The organism is Methylomagnum ishizawai (assembly GCF_019670005.1).
GTDB lineage: Bacteria > Pseudomonadota > Gammaproteobacteria > Methylococcales > Methylococcaceae > Methylomagnum > Methylomagnum ishizawai.
The window spans coordinates 2,554,915-2,573,760 of the sequence record NZ_AP019783.1 but is presented as its reverse complement, the minus strand read 5'-3'; the positions used below and the strand labels follow the sequence as shown (position 1 = coordinate 2,573,760).

Genomic DNA, 18,846 nt, shown 5'->3' with positions numbered 1-18,846 from the left:
CCCTAGGCCATCGCCACCCGGTTGCGGCCCAGGCGCTTGGCCTTGTACATGGCCTGATCCGCCCGGTTCATCAGGGCCATCGGCGACTCGCCCGGAGCGAGCAAGGCCAGTCCCAGGCTTACCGTCACCGTCAGCGTCGCGCCGTCCTCGCCCACAGGATGCGCCTGCGCCGCCACGGCTTGGCGGATGCGTTCCGCCAGGCTCAGGGCGTCCCGCCTGCCCACATGGCTGAACAAAACCACGAACTCTTCCCCGCCATAGCGGAACACGCCATCGGTGGAGCGCACCACTTGCTTGACGCTATGGGCCACGGAACGCAGCACCGCATCGCCCGCCGCATGGCCGTGGGTGTCGTTGATGGCCTTGAAATGGTCGATATCCAGGAACACCACCGCGAAAGGCGTCCCATGGCGGCGGGCCAGGTCGATTTCGCGCTGGATTTGGCTCAGGAGGGCGATCCGGTTGCCGACCTGGGTCAGGGGATCGGTATGGGCATAGCACACCGCCTCCCGGTAGCGTAGGCAGTTGCGGAGCGGATAGAGCAAATGGGACAGCAGGTTTTCCGTGATTTCCAGGTCGGCCTGGCTGAAACGGCGGTCGCGCCGCATCCGCCATTCGCCCAGGGTTTCATCCTGCAACTTCAGGGTATAGCTGCAATGGTGGTGCGCTTCCCGGCCCTGCTCCAGGTCGAGATTCAGGAGCGGGTTGTGGAATCCATAGCCCTCGTGCGGCACGCTCGCTTGTAGGTGTTCGCTGAACATCTGTAGCAATTGGGCGATATCGAGGGTGGTTTGCAGATCGGCCAACAGGTCGAACATACCACCGCTTTCATGCCGCCATTCCCCCAGGACCTTATGGGTTTGGGGAACCACCGCCAGGTTTCCGGCATCGTTTTTCATCGCTCGCCTCGGCTTGTCGTCGGGTTTTCGTTGGATTTATCCCAGCCTAAACCATGCCAAATGATAGGCACCCGCTTGGATCAAGGGAATAGGCGGCGACACGGTTGTTGATCGGGCCGGGATCGTCGGCTTTCCGACGCCGCCCAGGCCGGTTTGCGAACGCTCCCGGACGACGGCTTTCCGACGGTTCAGTACTCGATCTGATAGATCAAGCCGACGCTGTTGGTTCCGACCGTGGAACCGGGCGTGGTGGCCCCGGTCCCGGCGCTGCCTTCCACCTTCAACCCCTTGGCGATATCGATCTGCACCGTGGCCTGGGTGCTGTTGCCGGAAAAACCTTGCTTGGCCCCCACGAACACGCCGGGCGCGACATAGCGCCCGGCTTCCAGGCTGGGACTGCCGCCGCTTCCGCCCAGGGCCAGCCGGTCCAGCCCCAAACCCTTGCGCACGGTATCCAGGGGACTGCCCACTCCGGCGGTGACCCCGGTCAGGGAAACCACCGCCGAGGCGATCTGCACCATCTCGAACGGGCTGAGGCTGGCGGTGGCGTGGCCGAACAGCAGTTGGGCCAAAATCTCGTCCGGCGGCAATTCCGGCGCGCTGCTGAGGGTGATCTTGGGTTTGCGGGCGGTGCCGGCCACGCCCAGGGTGGCGGTGACGTTGTTGCTGGTGGAACTGGCGGAGAAGTCCAGGGTGGGATCGGCCAGGTTGCCGCCGTTGAAACCGATCACCCCCTTGTTGAAGGTCAGGGTCTTGCCGGCCAGGCTGAATTCGCCGCGGCGCAACTCGAAGCGGCCTTCCGGGCGCGGAGCGTTGGAATCGCCGCGCAAGCGCACGGTGCCGCCCAATTCGGCGTCCAGGCCGCGCCCGCGCACGAAAATCTGGCCCGGCGCGCTGATCGTGAGGTCCAGGCCGACGCGGGGACCGGGTTTGGGCGGTGGCGGCGGGGTTTGTCCGGGACGGCGCACATCCAGCACCGCGATACTGGCGGGCATGGTCTCGGGGACGCGGATTTCGGCCCGTTGGAGCCGCAGCGTGCCGTTGGCGGCGAGTTCCCCGGCGGCGTGGCCTTGCAGGCCCAGGTCGGCGTTCAGGTTCACCGTCAGGCGGTCGCTGGCCAGGGGTTGGGCATTGCGGGCGGTCAGCTTCAAATCGATGGGGAAGCCCTCGGCCAGCACGCCCAAGCGCCCGGCCAGGTTCAGCGTGCCGGGACCGGCCCGGCCCTGGAACTGGCTGATGCGGACGCTGTCGCCCTCGGCCAGCAACAGGGCGGCGATATTGGAAACATGCATCCCTTGCGCGAAATCCTGCACTTCGCCGCCGCTCCATTGCAGGCTGCCGTGGATGCGGGGTTCGGCCGGGCTGCCCGACAGAGTGGCGTTCAGGAGGGTCCGCCCACGCACCCGGCGGCCTTCCGCCATCAGCAGGGGATCGAGGATTTTCAAATCCAGGTCGCCGCTGGTGTGGAGGTCGAATTCCCCCCCCGGCACCAGCGGCGCCCGCCCGGTCACGGCCAGGTTGGCGAGCGTCCCGGCCTGCACGCGGGAATCGACCTCGGCGCTGGTGCCGGCGAGGTCGAGCCGGGTGGCGAGGTTGACCGGCGGCAAGACCCGGCCCGCGCCTTCGCGGGGATGGACGCCCTGGGCGGCCAGCGTCAGCGTGCCGACCGGGCGGGCCGGGGAGCCGGACAGGTGGGCCTCGGCCCGCAACGCGCCATCTAGCGCCAGCCCAGGAACGAACAAGCCCGCCAAATCGGCGGGCAGATCGCGCAGGGCCACCTCCAGGTCGAGCGTGGGCGTGGCGCGACCCTCGGCTTCCAACACGGCCCCGCGCAAGCCCAGACGCAAACCCTCGAAGCTCAAGCCCTTGCCGTAGCCGATGCGGGCGGGTTGCAGCAGGCGCAGGGTTTCCTGCTTCCACTGGGTTTCCAGACTGGACACCCGGATCGATTGGGCGGGGATATCGAGCCGGAATGCGCTGGATAGCTGGGCATCCGACCCGGCCAGCGCCTTCATTTCGGAGGTCAGCCCCAGGTCCAGCGCCTCGGGCGGACCCTGCGCCGTCAAGCGGGCGGAACCCCGCAGGGTTCCGGCTTCGATGCCGTCCAGGGTCATCGTTCCCTCCACCCGCGGGTGCTTGAGCGGATCGTCCAGCGCGAGCGCCAGGGCGGCATGTTCCACCTGGGCGGTGCCGGTCAGGCCGATGTCGCGGGCGTCCAGCCTGAGCCGGGCCTCCCGCTCGGTGGCGTCCAGGCCGGCGCTCAGGGAGCCGGTCAGCGGCTGGCCCAGCCAGGGCCGCAAATCCTCCAGCCGGGTCATCCGCAGGTCGATCTTGCCCAGGGGCAGGGCCGCGCCTTGGGGCAGGCTCAACGCGCCCTCGGCATGGGCGCTTTTCCAGTCGGCCCGGTCGATGGCGACCCGCAACGCGCCGTCCGCGCCGCGTTGGGCGGTCAAGGCCAATTGCAAGGGCGAGCCGTTGAGCGTGCCTTGCGCCTTCACTTGTCCGGCCGGGTTCCTGGGCAGGCCCCGCAGGCGGATATTCGCGCCCACCGGCCCCCTCGGCAGTCCTGGCGCGGCCAGTTCGCCGCCCATATCGGCGACGAGGGCGAGATCGTCCTTGGCGCCGTCGATCCGTCCCGTCAGCGCCGCCCGTCCGATCAGGTTCGGGGCCAGCGCCGCCAGATCGGGCAGGTCCAGCTTCCAATTCAAACCCAGCGTTTGCCCGGACCATACGCCATCCGCCGCGAGGGCCAGCGCCTTGCCCTCGAACCGTAACCGCGACACCGCGATCTCCGGCCCCCGCAACGTCGCCGATAGGCCGATTTTCCCATCCGCGCCGACCAGGGCGGGCAGGGGAGCCATACCGCCGGTCAGGGCGAGCTTGTCCTCGGCGGTGATCTGGAGGGTAGCGCCGGTTTGCGCGGCGCGTAGGCTCAATTCGGTGGAACCCCGCAGATCGACGCCGCCCAATCCCGCCCAAGGGGCCAAGTCCGGCAATTTGAGCGAGGCCGTGCCGTCGGGGTCGGGTCCGGTCCGGGCCTGGCCTTCGAGGGTCAGCAATGGATGGCGGGCCGAGAAATGCACGGGACGTTCGGGCGCATCGAGCTTGGCATCGGCGGCAAGCACCAAAGGCGCGGCGCGCAGCAGGTCGGGGCGCGCGCCGGGAATGCGGACGCCTGTGAGAACGGCCCGGAGCCGCAAGGCACCGGCGTCGCCTTGGAGTTCCAGCGCGGCTTCGGGGATGGCGGTCCCGGCGGCTTCCAGGGCGGCGATATCGAGCCGGGCCTGGGCCGTGGGGCGGATGAAAGGGCCGTGCAGCTTGGCGTCCAGCGCCACCGATTGCCAGGACACCCCGGGCCGTGGCCGCAAGGCGGGGGCCGAGGCGGTCAGGGCGAGGTCGGCGGCGTTGCGTTCCAGGTCGAGGGTGCCCCGCGCCTCGGCCCGCAGTGGTCCGGCTTCCAGGCCGAACCGGATAACGAGCGCGGAATAGGGGCCGTCCAACTGGGCGTCCAGGGACAACGCGCCCAGTTCCGGCGCTTGGGCGAGTTGCGCCAGCAAGCCCTGGGGCGGTTCCCGCGCTTCCAGGGCCAGATGCAACCCGCCGGGTTCGATCCGGCCTCGCAGCGCGTAGCGGCCCGCGCCATCCAGGCGGGTGATCGCAAGCGTGGCCCCGCCCTGGTCCAGCGCCGCGAGCCGCCCGGAACCCTCGATCCCAAGCGCGGCGGCGACGCCCGCGACCGGCGGGGCCAGTTCCAGCCGCCCCACACGCAGGCGGTGCAGTTCGACGCCCACCGGCAGGGAAAAAGCGGTTTTTCGAGGTTCGGGTTCGGGCGAGGGCAGGGGACGGCGGGCCAGGGCGATGCGGCCCGCCTCCAAGCGCTGGAGGTCGGCGAGCCCGGTCAACAAGCGGGCCGGCGACCAATCCAAGGCCAAATCGTCGATGGCCAGCCAAGTCCCGGCGGGATCGCGGATTTCGATATGGCCGATCCGCAAGGCGTCGGGGAAGCGGCCTTCCAGCTTGGCGATGCCGACCTGGCCGCCGGTGAATCCTGGGAGCGAGCGTTCGATCCAGGCCCGGCCCGGCGGGCTGTTCGCGGCCCACAGCGCCAAGGCCAGCGCGACGACCGGCAAACCCAGGATTCCCGCCAAAAGCCAGCCGCTCCATCGCAGCACGCGCCGCATTTCGATTCGTTCCTCGTTAATAAGCCACGGAATATCGCCGGAAAAATCATACAGGAGTTCCCGCCGGGGCCGGAACCGCATGGACGTGGACCGCCGGACCCGGTGCTGGGTGGGGAACCGGACCGTCCCGCCGCCCGGTTTGAGATCCCGGCTTCCCCGGCACGGGGGAAACCGATATTAACGATTGAATCGATAATATTATATCTTGAAATTTTCCGGGCCTGGGCTATCCCTTAATTAAAGGCGCATTCCAAATGCGAAAACCCGGTTTTGCGGTTTGTCCATTGGTTGCGCCGCACAAACGCGGGGGGTTTGTGTAACGTGGAAATGATGATCAAGTATTAATCCGAAGCAGACCCGTGGGCAGGCCATCGAGCAAGCATTGCGGTCCATGCCGATTATGCCGCCCCGCCAGCATGGGCTGTCCCGGCAAAAACTCACAGCCGATACAACGATATGATTTTAAATTGAAACCAGGCCGAACCCATGGGCCTCGACAGGAATATGGCCTTTACCCGGTTGACGGATGGGCCGTTGGGGCGATGGAAACCAATCTCTTTCCAAAAAACCAAGATAACCAGCGTCAGCGCATCGATGATAATCAAAAATGACATCAACCGTACCGGCCTTATTGGTTCGGTTTGCATAAAGGCATCCAGCGATCCTTCCCATACATACACGAGGAAAAAACAATGAAAATTGGACACCAACTGATCGGTGGTTTTTCCCTAGTCGCGTTGTTGATGTTGGGAAGTGTCGGTTTCGTCATATCGCAGATGGGGAGCATCCAGGACCGCCTGGACAATATCGTCGGCAACAAAACCCAGCAGGTCTTGGCCATCACCGCCATGCACGACAACCTCCTCGAAGAAGGCATGGCGCTCCGCAATATCGTCATGGTCACCGATGCCACGCTCAACGGGGAATTCAAGCGAAGGATAGAAAAGGCCAGGGACATCTACGACGAAAACGAACGCTATCTGCGGCAATCGCCGCTGGACGGCGAAGGCAGGAAACTGCTCGACAAGATGGCCGGGATGAAGCAGGAGGTCCGCCCGGTCAACGACGCGATCAGCGCCCTGGGTTTCGCCAATAAGAACCTGGAGGGCCAGTCCCTGCTGTTCACCCAGGGGCGGCCGCTCAACCGGAGTTGGATCAGCGCGGTGGGCGAATTGCGGGAGCGGCAAATGCCCTTGATCGCCGCCGCCCAGGCCGAAGCCCGGCAGGCCTATGTCGCGGCGCTGCTCTGGAGCGGTGTGTGGGGCGGGGGGACGGTGCTGGCCGCGCTGATCCTCGGGGTGTTCATCACCCGCCATATCCTGCGCCAACTCGGCTGCGAACCCGCCGAGGCGGCCCACCTCGCGCGGATGCTGGCGGTCGGCGACCTGACGTTCAAGATCGACACCCAGGGCAAACCGGAGTCCAGCCTGGTGGTGGCGGTAAAAACCATGGCCGACGCCGTCAACGCCTTGATCGCCGAGGTCAACCAGTTGTCCGACCGGGTCATCGAAGGCTACCTGGACACCCGTGCGGACGCCACCGGGCACCAGGGGGACTACCGCCGGGTGGTCGAAGGCGTGAACCAGACCCTGGAGACCTTGGTCGGCTTCATCGACAACACCCCCTTGCCCGCGATGATCATCGACAGGGAGCGGACCATCCGCTACATCAACAAATGCGGCATGGGCCTCGGCGATCTCGCCAAATCGCAATTGCTGGGCCAGAAATGCCACGGCTATTTCAATACCAACGATTGCCATAGCGGCCAATGCGCCGTCGTGAGGGCGATGTCCAGCAATAGCCCGGTCCAGGGCGAAACAGTGGCGCGCCCAGGCCGGCTCGAACTCGATATCCAGTACATGGGGCAGCCGCTCCGCGCCCGCAACGGCGAGGTCATCGGCGGCTTCGAGTTCGTGGTGGACCAGACCGGCGTCAAGCAGGCGCAGCGGCTCGCCAGGAAGATCGCCGATTACCAGGAAAAGGAGGTGGTCAAGGTGCGGGCCGCGCTGACGAGCATCGCCGCGGGCGACCTCGGCGCGCGGATCCAAACGGCCACGCCGGACCAGGATACCCAGGCGGCCCACGCGACCTTTTCCATCATCGCCCAGGCGGTGGACCAGGTGATCGAGGCCATCCATGGCTTGGTGGAAGACGCCGCGATGCTGTCCACGGCGGCGGTGGCGGGCAAGCTCGCCGTCCGCGCCGACGCTTCCAGGCACCGGGGCGGCTACCGCGAGGTCATCGAGGGCGTGAACCAGACCCTGGACGCGGTGATAGGTCCCTTGAACATGGCGGCGGACTACGTGGGCCGCATCGCCAAGGGCGATATCCCGCCCAGGATCGCCGGCACCTACCATGGCGATTTCAACACCCTCAAGGACAACCTCAACACTTGCCTGGACGCCATCGGCTTTCTGGTCGTGCAAACCGGGGTCGCCATCGACGCCGCCAAGGCGGGCCGGCTGGAAGTCCGGGTGGACGCCGAACGCGCCCAGGGCGTATACCGCAAGATACTCCGGGGATTGAACGAGACCCTGGACGCGCTGGTTGATCCGTTGAACGTGGCGGCGGACTACCTGGACCGCATCGCCAAGGGCGATATCCCGCCCAGGATCGCCGACGCCTACCACGGCGACTTCAATACCCTCAAGGACAACCTCAATCTCGCCATCGACAACATCAACGCCTTGATCGAGGACACCGCCCTGCTGGCCCAGGCCGCCCGCGAGTTGGAACTGGATACCCGCGCCGACGCCTCCAGGCACCAAGGCGATTACCGCAAGATCGTGCAAGGCGTGAACGACACCCTGGACGCCTTCATCGGCCCGGTCAGGGCGCTGATCGCCGATGCCAACCAGTTGTCGGAAGCCGCCACCCAGGGCCGCCTGGCCGTCCGCGCCGACGCGGCCCGGCACCGGGGAGAATTCCGGACCGTCATCCAGGGCATCAACGGTGTCATGGAAGCGATGCATGGGCCGGTGGAGCGCGTCCGCGCAATCATGGCCCGCCTGGCCCAGGGCGATTTGACCGCCACCATGGAGGGCCATTACCAGGGCATGTTCCTGGAATTGAAGGAAGCCATCAACGATACCGTGCATAAGCTATCGGAGACCCTGTCCAATGTGAGGGAGGTGGCCAACACCCTTTCCTCGGCTTCCGGGCAGGTGGGTTTGACTTCCCAGCACCTATCGCAGGCCTCGTCCGAACAAGCCACCAGCGTCGAGGAGACTTCCAGTTCCATGGAACAGATGGTCGCCTCCATCGACCAGAACAAGGACAACGCCAAGACCACCGACTCCATCGCCGAAAAAGCCGCCCGCGAGGCCGCCGAGGGCGGCGAGGCGGTGACCCTCACCGTCGGCGCCATGAAGCAGATCGCCGACAAGATCGGCATCGTCGACGACATCGCCTACCAGACCAACCTGCTGGCGCTCAACGCCGCCATCGAGGCCGCGAGGGCGGGGGAACATGGCAAGGGCTTCGCCGTGGTCGCCGCCGAGGTCAGGAAACTGGCCGAGCGTTCCCAGGTCGCCGCCCAGGAGATCGGCGGACTGGCCGAGTCCAGCGTCGCCATGGCCGAACGGGCCGGCACGCTCCTGAAGGAAATCGTGCCATTGATCCAGAGGACCGCGGGATTGGTCCAGGAAATCGCCGCCGGTTCCGAGGAGCAGGCTTTGGGAGCGAAACAAATCTCTGGAGCCATGAACCAGCTCAACAAGACCACCCAGCAGAACGCTGCGGCCGCCGAGGAACTCTCGGCGACCGCCGAGGAAATGACCAGCCAGGCCGAGGCTTTGCAACGCACCCTGGGCTTTTTCAAAGTCGCCGACGGCGTGGCCAGGGAGCGGATACCCCACAAGGGGCCGTCTCGCCACGCGAAGGCGGCGATAAGCGTGGAGGCTTCCAAAACGGCGAGGGGCTTCGACGGACGCGGATTCACCTGTTTCTAAGCGGAAGGCGATGGGCCGGGATTCGGGCATCAACCGCCGTCCGGTCCCGGCCATCCGGCAAATAACTTCCGTAGATGTTTAGATGGATTATTTAGAGATTTTTTGTTTTCTAAATAAAGATAACTCACGGGGGGTCCGGGATAACGCGGCTCTAGGGACGGTATCTTGCGCACCCAGCCAATTGCGCATAATGGATATTATGTTAAATCATAAGGGCCTAGGGCCTGCGGCGGGATTGCCCCGCCGCGCCCGGCTACACGTTGAACCGGAAATGCACGACGTCGCCGTCGCGCATGATGTATTCCTTGCCTTCCAAACGCCATTTGCCCGCGTCCTTCGCGCCCTGTTCGCCGCGATGCGCGATGAAGTCCTCGTAGGCGATCACCTCGGCCCGGATGAAGCCGCGCTCGAAGTCGGTATGGATCACGCCCGCCGACTGTGGTGCCGTGGCCCCGACCGGGATGGTCCAGGCCCGCACTTCCTTGACGCCCGCCGTGAAATACGTCGCCAGGTGCAGCAGCTTATAGCCGGCGCGGATGACCCGGTTCAACCCCGGTTCCTCCATGCCGATCTCGGCCAGGAAGTCCGCCTTGTCGGCCTCGTCGAGCTGGGCGATCTCGGCCTCGAACGCCGCGCACACCGGCACCACCATCGAACCTTCTTCTTCGGCATAGGCCCGCACCCGGTCCAGGAAGGCGTTGTCCTCGAAGCCGTCCTCGCGCACATTGGCGATGTACATCGTCGGCTTGGCGGTGATCAGATGCAATTCTCGCAATAGCGCCTTTTCCTCGTCGGCCATGGGCAGGGTCCGCACCGGTTTGCCGCTGTCCAAATGCGCCAATACCCGCTCGAACAAGGCTTTTTTCGCCAATTCGTCCTTGTTGCCCGCCTTGGATGCCTTGGTGGCCCGCTGTAGCGCCTTGTCCAAGGTGCCGAGGTCGGCTAGCGCGAGTTCGGTGTTGATGACCTCGATATCGGATACCGGATCGACCTTGCCCGCGACATGGATCACATCGTCGTCCTCGAAACAGCGCACCACATGGGCGATGGCGTCGGTCTCACGGATATGGGCCAGGAATTGGTTGCCCAGCCCCTCCCCTTTCGAGGCGCCGGCCACCAGCCCCGCGATATCCACGAACTCGATGGCGGTGGGCACCACCCGCTCGGGCTTGACGATCTCGGCCAAAGCATCGAGTCGTGGGTCGGGCACCGGGACCACGCCCACGTTGGGATCGATGGTGCAGAACGGATAGTTCTCCGCCGCGATGGCCGCCTTGGTCAGCGCGTTGAACAGAGTGGATTTGCCGACATTCGGCAGGCCGACGATACCGCAATAAAGCGTCATAGGTTTCGTTCGATGGATGGCAGTGGATTGAAAAGCTAGGATTCCAGCCGGTTATAGCGGTCCTCGAAGCGGACGATATCGTCCTCGCCGAGGTAGCTGCCCGACTGGACCTCGATGATCTCCAGCGGGATGGCACCGGGATTCTCCAAACGGTGGCGCACGCCCAGCGGGATGAAGGTGGATTCGTTCTCGGTCAGCAGGAAGCTCTCCTCGCCCCGCGTCACCCTGGCCGTGCCCTTCACCACGATCCAGTGTTCGGCGCGGTGATGGTGCAATTGCAGGGACAGCGTGCCGCCCGGCGCGATGGTCAGGCGCTTGACCTGGTAGCGCGAACCGTTGCCGATGGATTCGTAATTGCCCCAGGGCCGGTGGACCTTGGCATGGAAGACATGCTCGGAACGCTCGGTCTTCTTCAAATGGTCGGTGATGGCCTTGACATCCTGGGCGCGGTCCTTGTGGGCGACCAGCACGGCGTCGGTGGTTTCGATCACCACCACGTCGGTGATGCCCACCGCCGCCACGAACCGGCTCTGCGAATACAGCACCGAATTGTGGGTGTCCTTGGTGAACACATCGCCGATCATGACATTGCCGTCGTGGTCGGTGGGACGCACCGAAGTCAACGCCGGCCAGGAACCCAGGTCGGACCAGCCCACATCCAGCGGCAGGACCACGGCGCGGGGCGTTTCCGACGGGAAACCAGCCAGTCTTTCCATGACCGCGTAATCGATGGAATCGCTGGGGCAACGGGAGAACGCGGCCTTGTCGGCGCGGATGAAATCGCCGTCGCGCTTGCTCAGCGCCATGGCCTGGGCGCAGGCTTCGAGGATATCCGGCCTATGGGTGGCGATTTCCTCCAGCCAGGTTTGCGCCCGCAGGATGAAGATACCGCTATTCCAGAAGTATTCGCCGGAGAACAGATACTCGGAAGCCGTGGCGGCGTCGGGTTTTTCCCGGAACCCGCCCAGGACGAAGGCGTTATCCCCCAAATCCGCCCCCCGATGGATATAGCCGAACCCGGTTTCGGGTTTGTCCGGGACGATACCGAAGGTCGCGATCACGCCGGTGGCGGCGAGTTTGATGGCTTCCGCCAAACGTTGCTGGAAACCTTCCAGGTTGGCGACATAATGGTCCGAGGGCAGCACCAATAATACCGGATTGGCCCCTTGCTCCACCGCCTGCAAAGCGGCCAGGGTCAGGGCCGGGGCGGTGTTGCGGCCCATGGGTTCCAGCAGGATCGGGCTTTTTTCCAAGCCCAATTGCCGCAATTGCTCGGCCACCAGGAAGCGGTGCATTTCGTTGCACACCACCAGGGGCGGCAGCACTTGGAACAAGCCGCTGTCCGCCGCGCCCCAATCGACCACGCGGGTCACCGTGTCCTGGAACAGGGTGCCGCTGCCGGTGAACGATAGGAATTGCTTGGGATAGGATTCGCGCGAAAACGGCCAGAGGCGGGTGCCGGACCCGCCCGATAATACAACTGCCTGGATAGCGATATTCATGTGATCCCCTATTTGAGGTGGGCAAAATCTGGCGAGGAAAAACCAGGGTCGGAGTATAGCCGAAACCCGCGCCGATTTAGGTATCGATGGTCCGGCCCGAATCCAGGCGGCTTTGTAGCAAAGCCGAGATGGGTTCCACCACACGGGCCACGGCCCCACGGTTTCCATCCACGAAAGCGGAGGCTTTGGCACCTATTTCGGACCGGGTATCGAAATCGGTTAGCCAATCCATCACGGTCGCCGCCAATCCGTCCGCATCGGCGACGGAACGGGCACCGCCGCTGTCTTCCAGCCGCCGGGCGATCTCCGCGAAATTGAACATATGCGGCCCGAACAATACCGGAACGCCCGCCACCGCCGGTTCCAGTACATTATGTCCGCCCTGCGGAATCAAGCTGCCGCCGACAAAAGCCACATCGGCGGCACCATAGAAACAACGCAATTCCCCCAGGCTGTCGAGCAGGAAAACCCCGGTCCCGGCTTCGCAAGGCAAGGATTCGCCACGGCAGCGCAGCGGGATTCCGGTTTTGGCGCACAAGGTCCGCACTTCCTGGAACCTATCGGGATGGCGCGGTGCCAGGATCAACAAGGCATCGGGCAACACCGACCGCACCTGGGCGTGGGCGGCGAGCACCTGTTCTTCCTCGCCCGGGTGGGTGCTGCCCGCGATCCACACCGGACGGCCCGGAAACAGGGTTTCCCGCAAGGCCGTGGCCTGTTCGCGCAGCGGGGCCGGGAATTCGATATCGAATTTGATATTGCCCGTGACCGCCACCTTGCGGGGATCGGCCCCGAGGGCGACGTAGCGCTTGGCGTCCAGCGACGTTTGCGCCGCGATCCAGCCCACGGCGGCGAGGCTTTCCGCCACCAGGCCGGCGATACGGCCATAGCCCCGCGCCGATTTCTCGGACAGCCTGCCGTTGACTATCGCCAAGGGAATCCCCCGGCGGGCGCATTCGCGGTAGAGGTTGGGCCAGATTTCGGTTTCGAGGACGACACCGAGACAGGGCCGGAAATGATCCAGGAAGCGGGCCACGACGCCGGGCAGATCATACGGCAGATAGACATGGGCGACCGTATCGCCCAGCACGGCTCCGATCCGGGCCGAACCCGTGGGCGTGGTGCAAGTGACCAGGATAGGAAGCCCGGGATGGCGGGCGCGGAAAGCGCGGATCAGGGGGAAGGCGGCTTCGGCCTCGCCCACCGAAACGGCGTGGAACCAAGCCATGCCCTCCCCGCCCGGAACCGGGGCATAACGGGCGAAGCGTTCGCCCCAGCGCTCCCGGTAGGCCGGCAGCTTGAGGCCGCGCCAGGCGAGGCGGCCCAGGATGAAGGGCGTGGCGGCGTAGAACAACGCCGTGTAAAGCCGCCTCACGCGGAGCCACCCGGCCAGGAATGATCGTGAAAGCCCGCACGGCGAGCCGTGCGGGATCGGCTCCGCTTACTCGGGAACCACATGCAGGGACAGCTTGGCGGCCACATCGCCGTGCAACTGCACCGTGACTTCGTACTCGCCGGTATGGCGGATCGGGCCGGCCGGCAGGCGGACTTCGTTCTTGTGGATTTCGATGCCGGCATGGCTGGCGGCGTCGGCGATGTCCTTGGTGCCGATGGAGCCGTACAAGCGGCCTTCCTCGCCCGCCTTCTGGGAAATGGTGATGATGATTTCGCCAATCGCCTGGGCTCGGGCCTCGGCGGCGGCGGTGGTCTCGGCGGCTTTGCGTTCCAGTTCGGCGCGGCGCTGCTCGAACTCGGCCAGCTTGGCGGCGGTGGCGGCCACGGCCTTGCCATGGGGGATCAGGTAGTTGCGGCCATAGCCGGGCTTCACGGTCACTTTGTCGCCGAGGTTGCCCAGGTTGGTGATTTTTTCCAGGAGAATGATTTCCATCGTCGAATGCCTCAATCTTTTTTAAACAATGAATCCGAATTAGGCCACACGGGGGCGGTTGCGCCAGTCCATCCAGGTATCGCTATAGCCGAGCAGCGCGATCAAGACGATCAAGGGCGAGGCGAACACCAAGGCCACATAGACCCCGGCCAGCCAGAATCCGCCATTGGCCTGCCGCCCGAACACCGCGTGCAACACCGAAAATCCGGTCAGCAGGAACAGCATCGAGAGCGGGAGGGCGAGGTTCCAGGCGAATTCCGCGAGGCCCCCGTCGGCGATCCCGGCCAGGGCGAACAAGCCCAGGCTGGCGTAGGCCCAGGCGGAAGCCGGGCGCAATCCTTGGAACTCGGCCCGGAAACCGCCGGGATTGAACAGGGTCGCCTGCCACCAGCGGGCCAGCAGCAGGCTGAACCCCACGGTCAGCATGGACCCCGCCGCGATACCGCCGGTCATGTAGCGGGCGAACAGTTCCACGTTTTGCCGCAGCAAAGCCTGCTCGGCGGCGGGCCTGCCACCTTCCACGAACGCCTTGGAGAACTGTCGCAATTCCTCCAGCCACAGCCGCATGGGATCGCCGTAGACCGCGTAGAGTCCCAAGACCAGCGCCATGGCGAGCAACGCGGCGGCGCCCAAGGTCCAGTCCAGCCGCGCCGTCTCGCGCAACAGCACCGCCAGCAACCAGACCGGACCCCACAGGGCCAGCGCATAACCCGCCGCCGGCAGTGGATTGCCCAGCACCAGCCCGCCGATCAACGCCATGATCGCCACCGCCATGCCCAACAGGAGACCGCCTTCGGCGGCTCCTTTACGCAAGGTCGGCAGGGCCAGGGCGGCGGCGGCGAGCAAGCTCGCCAGCGATACGATCCAGGACAATACCGTCAGGGCGCAAATGGCCGAAACCGCCTGCGCCCTGCCCCGCATGATATAGGCCGCCAATCCGCGCATGAGCGGCCTAGGACCGTGTCCGTTTAGCCGTGCGAATCGCAGAACGGGATCAGGGCCAGGAACCGCGCCCGCTTGATGGCGGTGGCGAGCTGGCGCTGATACTTGGCCTTGGTGCCGGTGATGCGGCTGGGCACGATCTTGCCGGTTTCGGAGATGTATTCGTGGAGGACTTCCAAGTCCTTGTAATCGATTTCCTGGACGCCTTCCGCCGTGAAGCGGCAGTATTTCTTACGCTTGAATTGACGAGCCATGGTGAGCCTCTTGATAACGCTGCTGTGGATTGGGCCGGGATGGGCGCGGGCGGTGGATTATTCCGCCGCTTCGCCCTCGTCGCTGTCGTCGCTGTCCGCCGCGCCGCCGCGGCGGCCGGATTCGGAATGGCCTTCCCGCGCCATCGGCGAGGGTTCGGTGATGGCGGCTTCGCGGCGGATCGTGAGGCTACGCAGGATGGCGTCGTTGAAGCGGAAACCGCTTTCCAGCTCGTCCAGGGTGGGCTGGTCGCATTCGATGTTCATCAAGACATAGTGGGCCTTGTGAATCTTGTCGATGGGATAGGCCAGTTGGCGGCGGCCCCAGTCTTCGAGGCGGTGGATTTTGCCATTGGCTTCGATCAAGGCGCGGTAACGTTCCAGCATGGCCGGAACCTGGGCGCTCTGGTCCGGGTGGACCATGAAGACGATTTCATAGTGACGCATAATCGCTCCTTACGGTTTATGCAGCCTCCCGTGGGAACGGTGAGGCAAGGAGTGGAAGGCCGGGGGGCCGTCCGGTAAAAGCCGCGAATTCTAGCGGGGGGCGGGACGGGTGGCAAGGCATTCTTTGTGCCAGTCCACCCAGGACGGACGCTTCCGGCCCGGAGGCGGAGCCCCGGGGCTTTGGCTTGCGAATCTCCGGGAATTCCAAGGATACTGCCCGCAAGGAGGTTATGCCATGCAGGTCGCCATCGTCGTAGGGGTCGCGCTGTTCATGATCGGCATCGGCGGGTTCGGGCTGGTGTCGCCGCCCGGATTGGCGCTGTTCTTGGCCCGCTGGGAATCCCGGCGGGGGCTGTGGACGGCGGCGGTGTTCCGCATCGGCTTCGGCCTGATCCTGGGCGGGATCGCCCCGGCTACCCGGACCCCGCTGGCCTTCCAAATCCTCGCCGCGCTGACGGTTTGCGCCGGGCTGGCCCTGCCCTGGCTGGGATTGGCGCGGTTCAAGCGCATCCTGGCTGGGTGGCGGGGTTTGCCGCCGGGTTGGGTCCGGTTGTGGGCGGCTTTTCCCGTGGGCCTGGGAATTTTTTTATTGTGGTCGGTGCTGGCCTGATGCGGCGGATCGCCGCCCTCCTCTTCGGACTCGCGGGTCCGGCCGCCCACGCCGCCGATCCCAGGACGTACACCGTCCTCCTCGACAAGACCGGCGATGCCGCGCTGGACCAAGCCCTCGCCGATTCCTCCATGCTCATCGGCTTGCGCGAACGGGCCCCCGTCGGTCCTTTCGCCCTGTTGGTCCGCGCCCAGGAAGACCAAGGCCGCTTCGGGACCGCCCTGCGCAGTTTCGGCTATTACCAGGGCGGGGCGCGCATGGGCATCGCCGGATATCCGCTGGACGATCCCGGTTTGGCGGAATTCCTGGAACGCAGTCCCGCCGACCCGCCGCTGCCGGTCAATATCCACATCGAGCCGGGCCCATTGTTCCATCTCGGCCAAATCGATATCCAAGGCTTGCCCGAAACCGCGGCCCGGCCCGATATCGGCATCGCCACCGGGGTCCCCGCCCGCGCTCCCCCGGTCCTGGCGGCGCGGGAAAAACTGCTGGACGGGTTGCGCGGACAAGGCTACGCCCTGGCCAAGGTCGAAGCGCCGGTGGCGTTCTTGCATGAAGACCGGCAAACCCTGGATATCGAATTCCAAACCGATCCCGGCCCGCGCCTGGATTTGGGCGCTATCGGCATCAAGGGTTTGAACCGTGTGGACGAGGCTTTCGTGCGCCAACGCCTACAGGTCCATAGCGGCGAACGCTACGACCCCGCCGCGCTGGACGCCGCCCGCCGCGATTTGGTCGCGCTCGGCGTGTTTGCGTCGGTGCGGGTGGTCGATGCCGACAAGCCGGACCCGGCCGGCCGGCTACCTATCGCCTTCGAGGTAAAAGAGCGCCCGCGCCGCGCCGCCAACCTGAACGCCGCCTACTCGACCGACCTCGGTGGCAGTTTCGCCGTGCTATGGCAGCACCGCAACCTGCTGGGCCGGGCCGAGCAACTCAACCTCACGGCGGGCATGACCCAGCTTGGCGGCAACAGCACCACCGGCATCGGCTACAACTTCCTGGCCGCGTTCCTCAAGCCGGATGTCTGGCAACGCGACCAATCCCTCCAGACCAGCCTGGGCGCGGTCAAGCAAAGCCTCACCGCCTACGACCGCCAAGCTTTGACCGGCGACCTCCTGCTCAGCCGCAAATTCGCCCAGCACTGGAGCGTCAGCCTGGGGCTGGCGGCGGAACAGGAGCGCGTCACCCAGGAAGGCGAAACCCAGGACTACACCTTGCTCGGCCTGCCCGGCACCCTGAAATACGACGATACCGACAATTTGCTCGACCCCACCCGTGGTTTCCGGGCGGCGGTGTTGGCGACCCCCACCCAACCCCTGGCCGGGCCACAGACCGAAGCCTTCCTCAGCCTACAGGTTTCCGGTTCCGGCTATTTCGACCTGGGCGAGCCGGGGCGCAGCGTGCTGGCCGTGCGTGGTCTGATCGGCGACGTGCTGGGCGCGAGCGCCGACGCGCTGCCACCCGACAAACGGTTCTATGCGGGCGGCAGCGCCACGGTGCGCGGCTACAAGTTCCTGTCGGTAGGCCCGCAATTCCCCGACCACAAACCGCGGGGAGGAGCCGCCGTGGTGGCGGGCACGGTGGAATTCCGCCAGCGTTTCTTGGATTCGTATGGGGCGGTGGTGTTCGTGGACGCGGGGCAGGTCGCCGCCAATAGCGCCCCCTTCACGGGAACGGCGGGGATGGGGGTGGGGGTGGGTGCCCGCTATTACACTTCGATTGGGCCGATCCGCCTGGACGTGGCGGTGCCGGTGGTGCAGGTGCCCAATAGCGGAAATTTCGAGATATATATCGGTTTGGGGCAGGCGTTTTAAAGCCGCGTGATGCCCGCCTGCTTGAACTTGAGTTGCCGGGCGATCCATTTGTAATCGCAGGCATGGCAATAATATTTGCGCAGGGGTTTGAACAGGGTCGATTCCGGGGCATGGCGGCCGATCGTCAGTTTGCTTGGATCGGTATTGCCACATTTGGGGCAGGCCAACAGGGGTTTGGGGTCGGCTTTGCCCTTGGGCTTGGCGGATTTGCCGGTGGCTGGCGATGGGCTGGCCGGAATACCCGCCCCGGATTCCGGCGGATTAGCCACCGGCTGGGTATCGCCGCCCGCCGCCGCCCCGGCCACGGCGGCTTGATATTTCAATCTACGCCTGACCCTCATCACATTGCGGATATGCCACCCACCCGCTAGCGCCCCCCCCAACGCCAATAACACCCCCAGCGCCGGAATCAAAGGGATTTGCTGTTCCAATAGATGGCTCCAGGAAAACTCCCAGCCCTTGGACGCGCCGTTCCCGCCGGAGTCACCGATAGGGGTATTCAGCCGCGCATAGGCCGACCATTGCTTGAACTTGGGGATGTGTTCCACCACATTCTGTAATTGGCCGATGATATCGGTGCGGTATGGATTGCTCGAATTATAAAGCGAATAAATCTTATCTTGTAGCGCGGCATCCAGTTGTTGGAAATCCTCGTCGTTCCAGTCGGCCACCGGTTTTCCATAAAGCACGCTCCGGGGCGAGGACCAGAATTCCTCCGACAAAATATTTTCCTTGTTTTCGAGGAAATCGAAGGCGTTGAAAAGAGAATGCACCTGGCTATCGGCCCAGGCGAAAGCTCCATGGATAAGCAATGACAGCAGGAGGGCGATATGGATTCTTTTCATGGGTATCTTCGTCTTGGATATGCGCCGCCGTGGATTATCCAGGCTTATCCTGAACCGCTGCCGACCGGGTTGTCATAAACCGGCGCGGGAGCGGTTCAAGCCTCGCGCCATTCGATTATTGGAGCGGGAGGCGCCTACCGTTTTCCGATGGGCCGGTAGGGTACACCGCTTC

14 protein-coding genes are annotated in these 18,846 nt (G+C 64.9%); 3 read left to right on the top strand and 11 right to left on the bottom strand.

What is annotated here, in order from left to right:
• Nucleotides 1-2: 2 nt before the first annotated feature.
• From K5658_RS11675 to K5658_RS11665, 3 genes are all read right to left on the bottom strand, one after another.
• The gene (locus tag K5658_RS11675; protein WP_221063307.1) at nt 3-899 is read right to left on the bottom strand and encodes a GGDEF domain-containing protein; all 897 of its coding nucleotides are present in this window, start codon (nt 897-899) and stop codon (nt 3-5) included.
• A gap of 188 nt (nt 900-1,087) precedes the next feature.
• Nucleotides 1,088-5,080: a translocation/assembly module TamB domain-containing protein gene (locus K5658_RS11670; RefSeq protein ID WP_221063306.1), complete on the bottom strand. Its 3,993-nt coding sequence runs from the start codon at nt 5,078-5,080 to the stop codon at nt 1,088-1,090.
• A 437-nt stretch (nt 5,081-5,517) separates the two neighbouring features.
• Nucleotides 5,518-5,727, bottom strand: a complete 210-nt coding sequence (locus tag K5658_RS11665) for a hypothetical protein (protein WP_221063305.1) — start codon at nt 5,725-5,727, stop codon at nt 5,518-5,520.
• A gap of 45 nt (nt 5,728-5,772) precedes the next feature.
• Between K5658_RS11665 and K5658_RS11660 the strand changes: the two genes are divergently transcribed.
• Nucleotides 5,773-9,030 carry a methyl-accepting chemotaxis protein gene (locus tag K5658_RS11660; protein WP_221063304.1) on the top strand — a complete coding sequence of 1,086 codons (3,258 nt, stop codon included), beginning with the start codon at nt 5,773-5,775 and terminating at the stop codon, nt 9,028-9,030.
• Between the two features lie 253 nt (nt 9,031-9,283).
• On the opposite strand, the gene ychF is transcribed toward K5658_RS11660, so the two are convergent.
• The 7 genes from ychF to rpsF form a co-directional block, all read right to left on the bottom strand.
• Nucleotides 9,284-10,375 carry a redox-regulated ATPase YchF gene (gene ychF / locus K5658_RS11655; protein WP_221063303.1) on the bottom strand — a complete coding sequence of 364 codons (1,092 nt, stop codon included), beginning with the start codon at nt 10,373-10,375 and terminating at the stop codon, nt 9,284-9,286.
• Between the two features lie 35 nt (nt 10,376-10,410).
• Entirely contained in the window at nt 10,411-11,877 is a 1,467-nt protein-coding gene (locus K5658_RS11650) for a mannose-1-phosphate guanylyltransferase/mannose-6-phosphate isomerase (protein ID WP_221063302.1), read from the bottom strand.
• Nucleotides 11,878-11,953: 76 nt separating this feature from the next.
• Nucleotides 11,954-13,252 (bottom strand): lipid IV(A) 3-deoxy-D-manno-octulosonic acid transferase, encoded by a 1,299-nt coding sequence (waaA, locus tag K5658_RS11645; RefSeq protein WP_221063301.1) that lies wholly within the window; start codon nt 13,250-13,252, stop codon nt 11,954-11,956.
• Between the two features lie 66 nt (nt 13,253-13,318).
• A complete protein-coding gene (rplI, locus tag K5658_RS11640) occupies nt 13,319-13,765 on the bottom strand; it encodes a 50S ribosomal protein L9 (protein ID WP_221063300.1) in 447 nt (148 codons plus the stop codon).
• 39 nt (nt 13,766-13,804) lie between these two features.
• Nucleotides 13,805-14,710 carry a YybS family protein gene (locus tag K5658_RS11635; RefSeq protein WP_221063299.1) on the bottom strand — a complete coding sequence of 302 codons (906 nt, stop codon included), beginning with the start codon at nt 14,708-14,710 and terminating at the stop codon, nt 13,805-13,807.
• A gap of 23 nt (nt 14,711-14,733) precedes the next feature.
• Entirely contained in the window at nt 14,734-14,961 is a 228-nt protein-coding gene (gene rpsR / locus K5658_RS11630; RefSeq protein WP_221063298.1) for a 30S ribosomal protein S18, read from the bottom strand.
• Nucleotides 14,962-15,018: 57 nt separating this feature from the next.
• Nucleotides 15,019-15,405: a 30S ribosomal protein S6 gene (gene rpsF / locus K5658_RS11625; RefSeq protein WP_221063297.1), complete on the bottom strand. Its 387-nt coding sequence runs from the start codon at nt 15,403-15,405 to the stop codon at nt 15,019-15,021.
• 235 nt (nt 15,406-15,640) lie between these two features.
• Between rpsF and K5658_RS11620 the strand changes: the two genes are divergently transcribed.
• Nucleotides 15,641-16,015, top strand: a complete 375-nt coding sequence (locus K5658_RS11620; protein ID WP_221063296.1) for a hypothetical protein — start codon at nt 15,641-15,643, stop codon at nt 16,013-16,015.
• Nucleotides 16,015-17,829, top strand: a complete 1,815-nt coding sequence (locus tag K5658_RS11615; RefSeq protein WP_221063295.1) for an autotransporter assembly complex protein TamA — start codon at nt 16,015-16,017, stop codon at nt 17,827-17,829. Before K5658_RS11620 ends, K5658_RS11615 begins: the two co-directional genes overlap by 1 nt.
• Here K5658_RS11615 and K5658_RS11610 read toward each other — a convergent pair.
• Entirely contained in the window at nt 17,826-18,674 is an 849-nt protein-coding gene (locus tag K5658_RS11610; protein ID WP_221063294.1) for a hypothetical protein, read from the bottom strand. The genes K5658_RS11615 and K5658_RS11610 overlap by 4 nt on opposite strands.
• Nucleotides 18,675-18,846 lie beyond the last annotated feature (172 nt).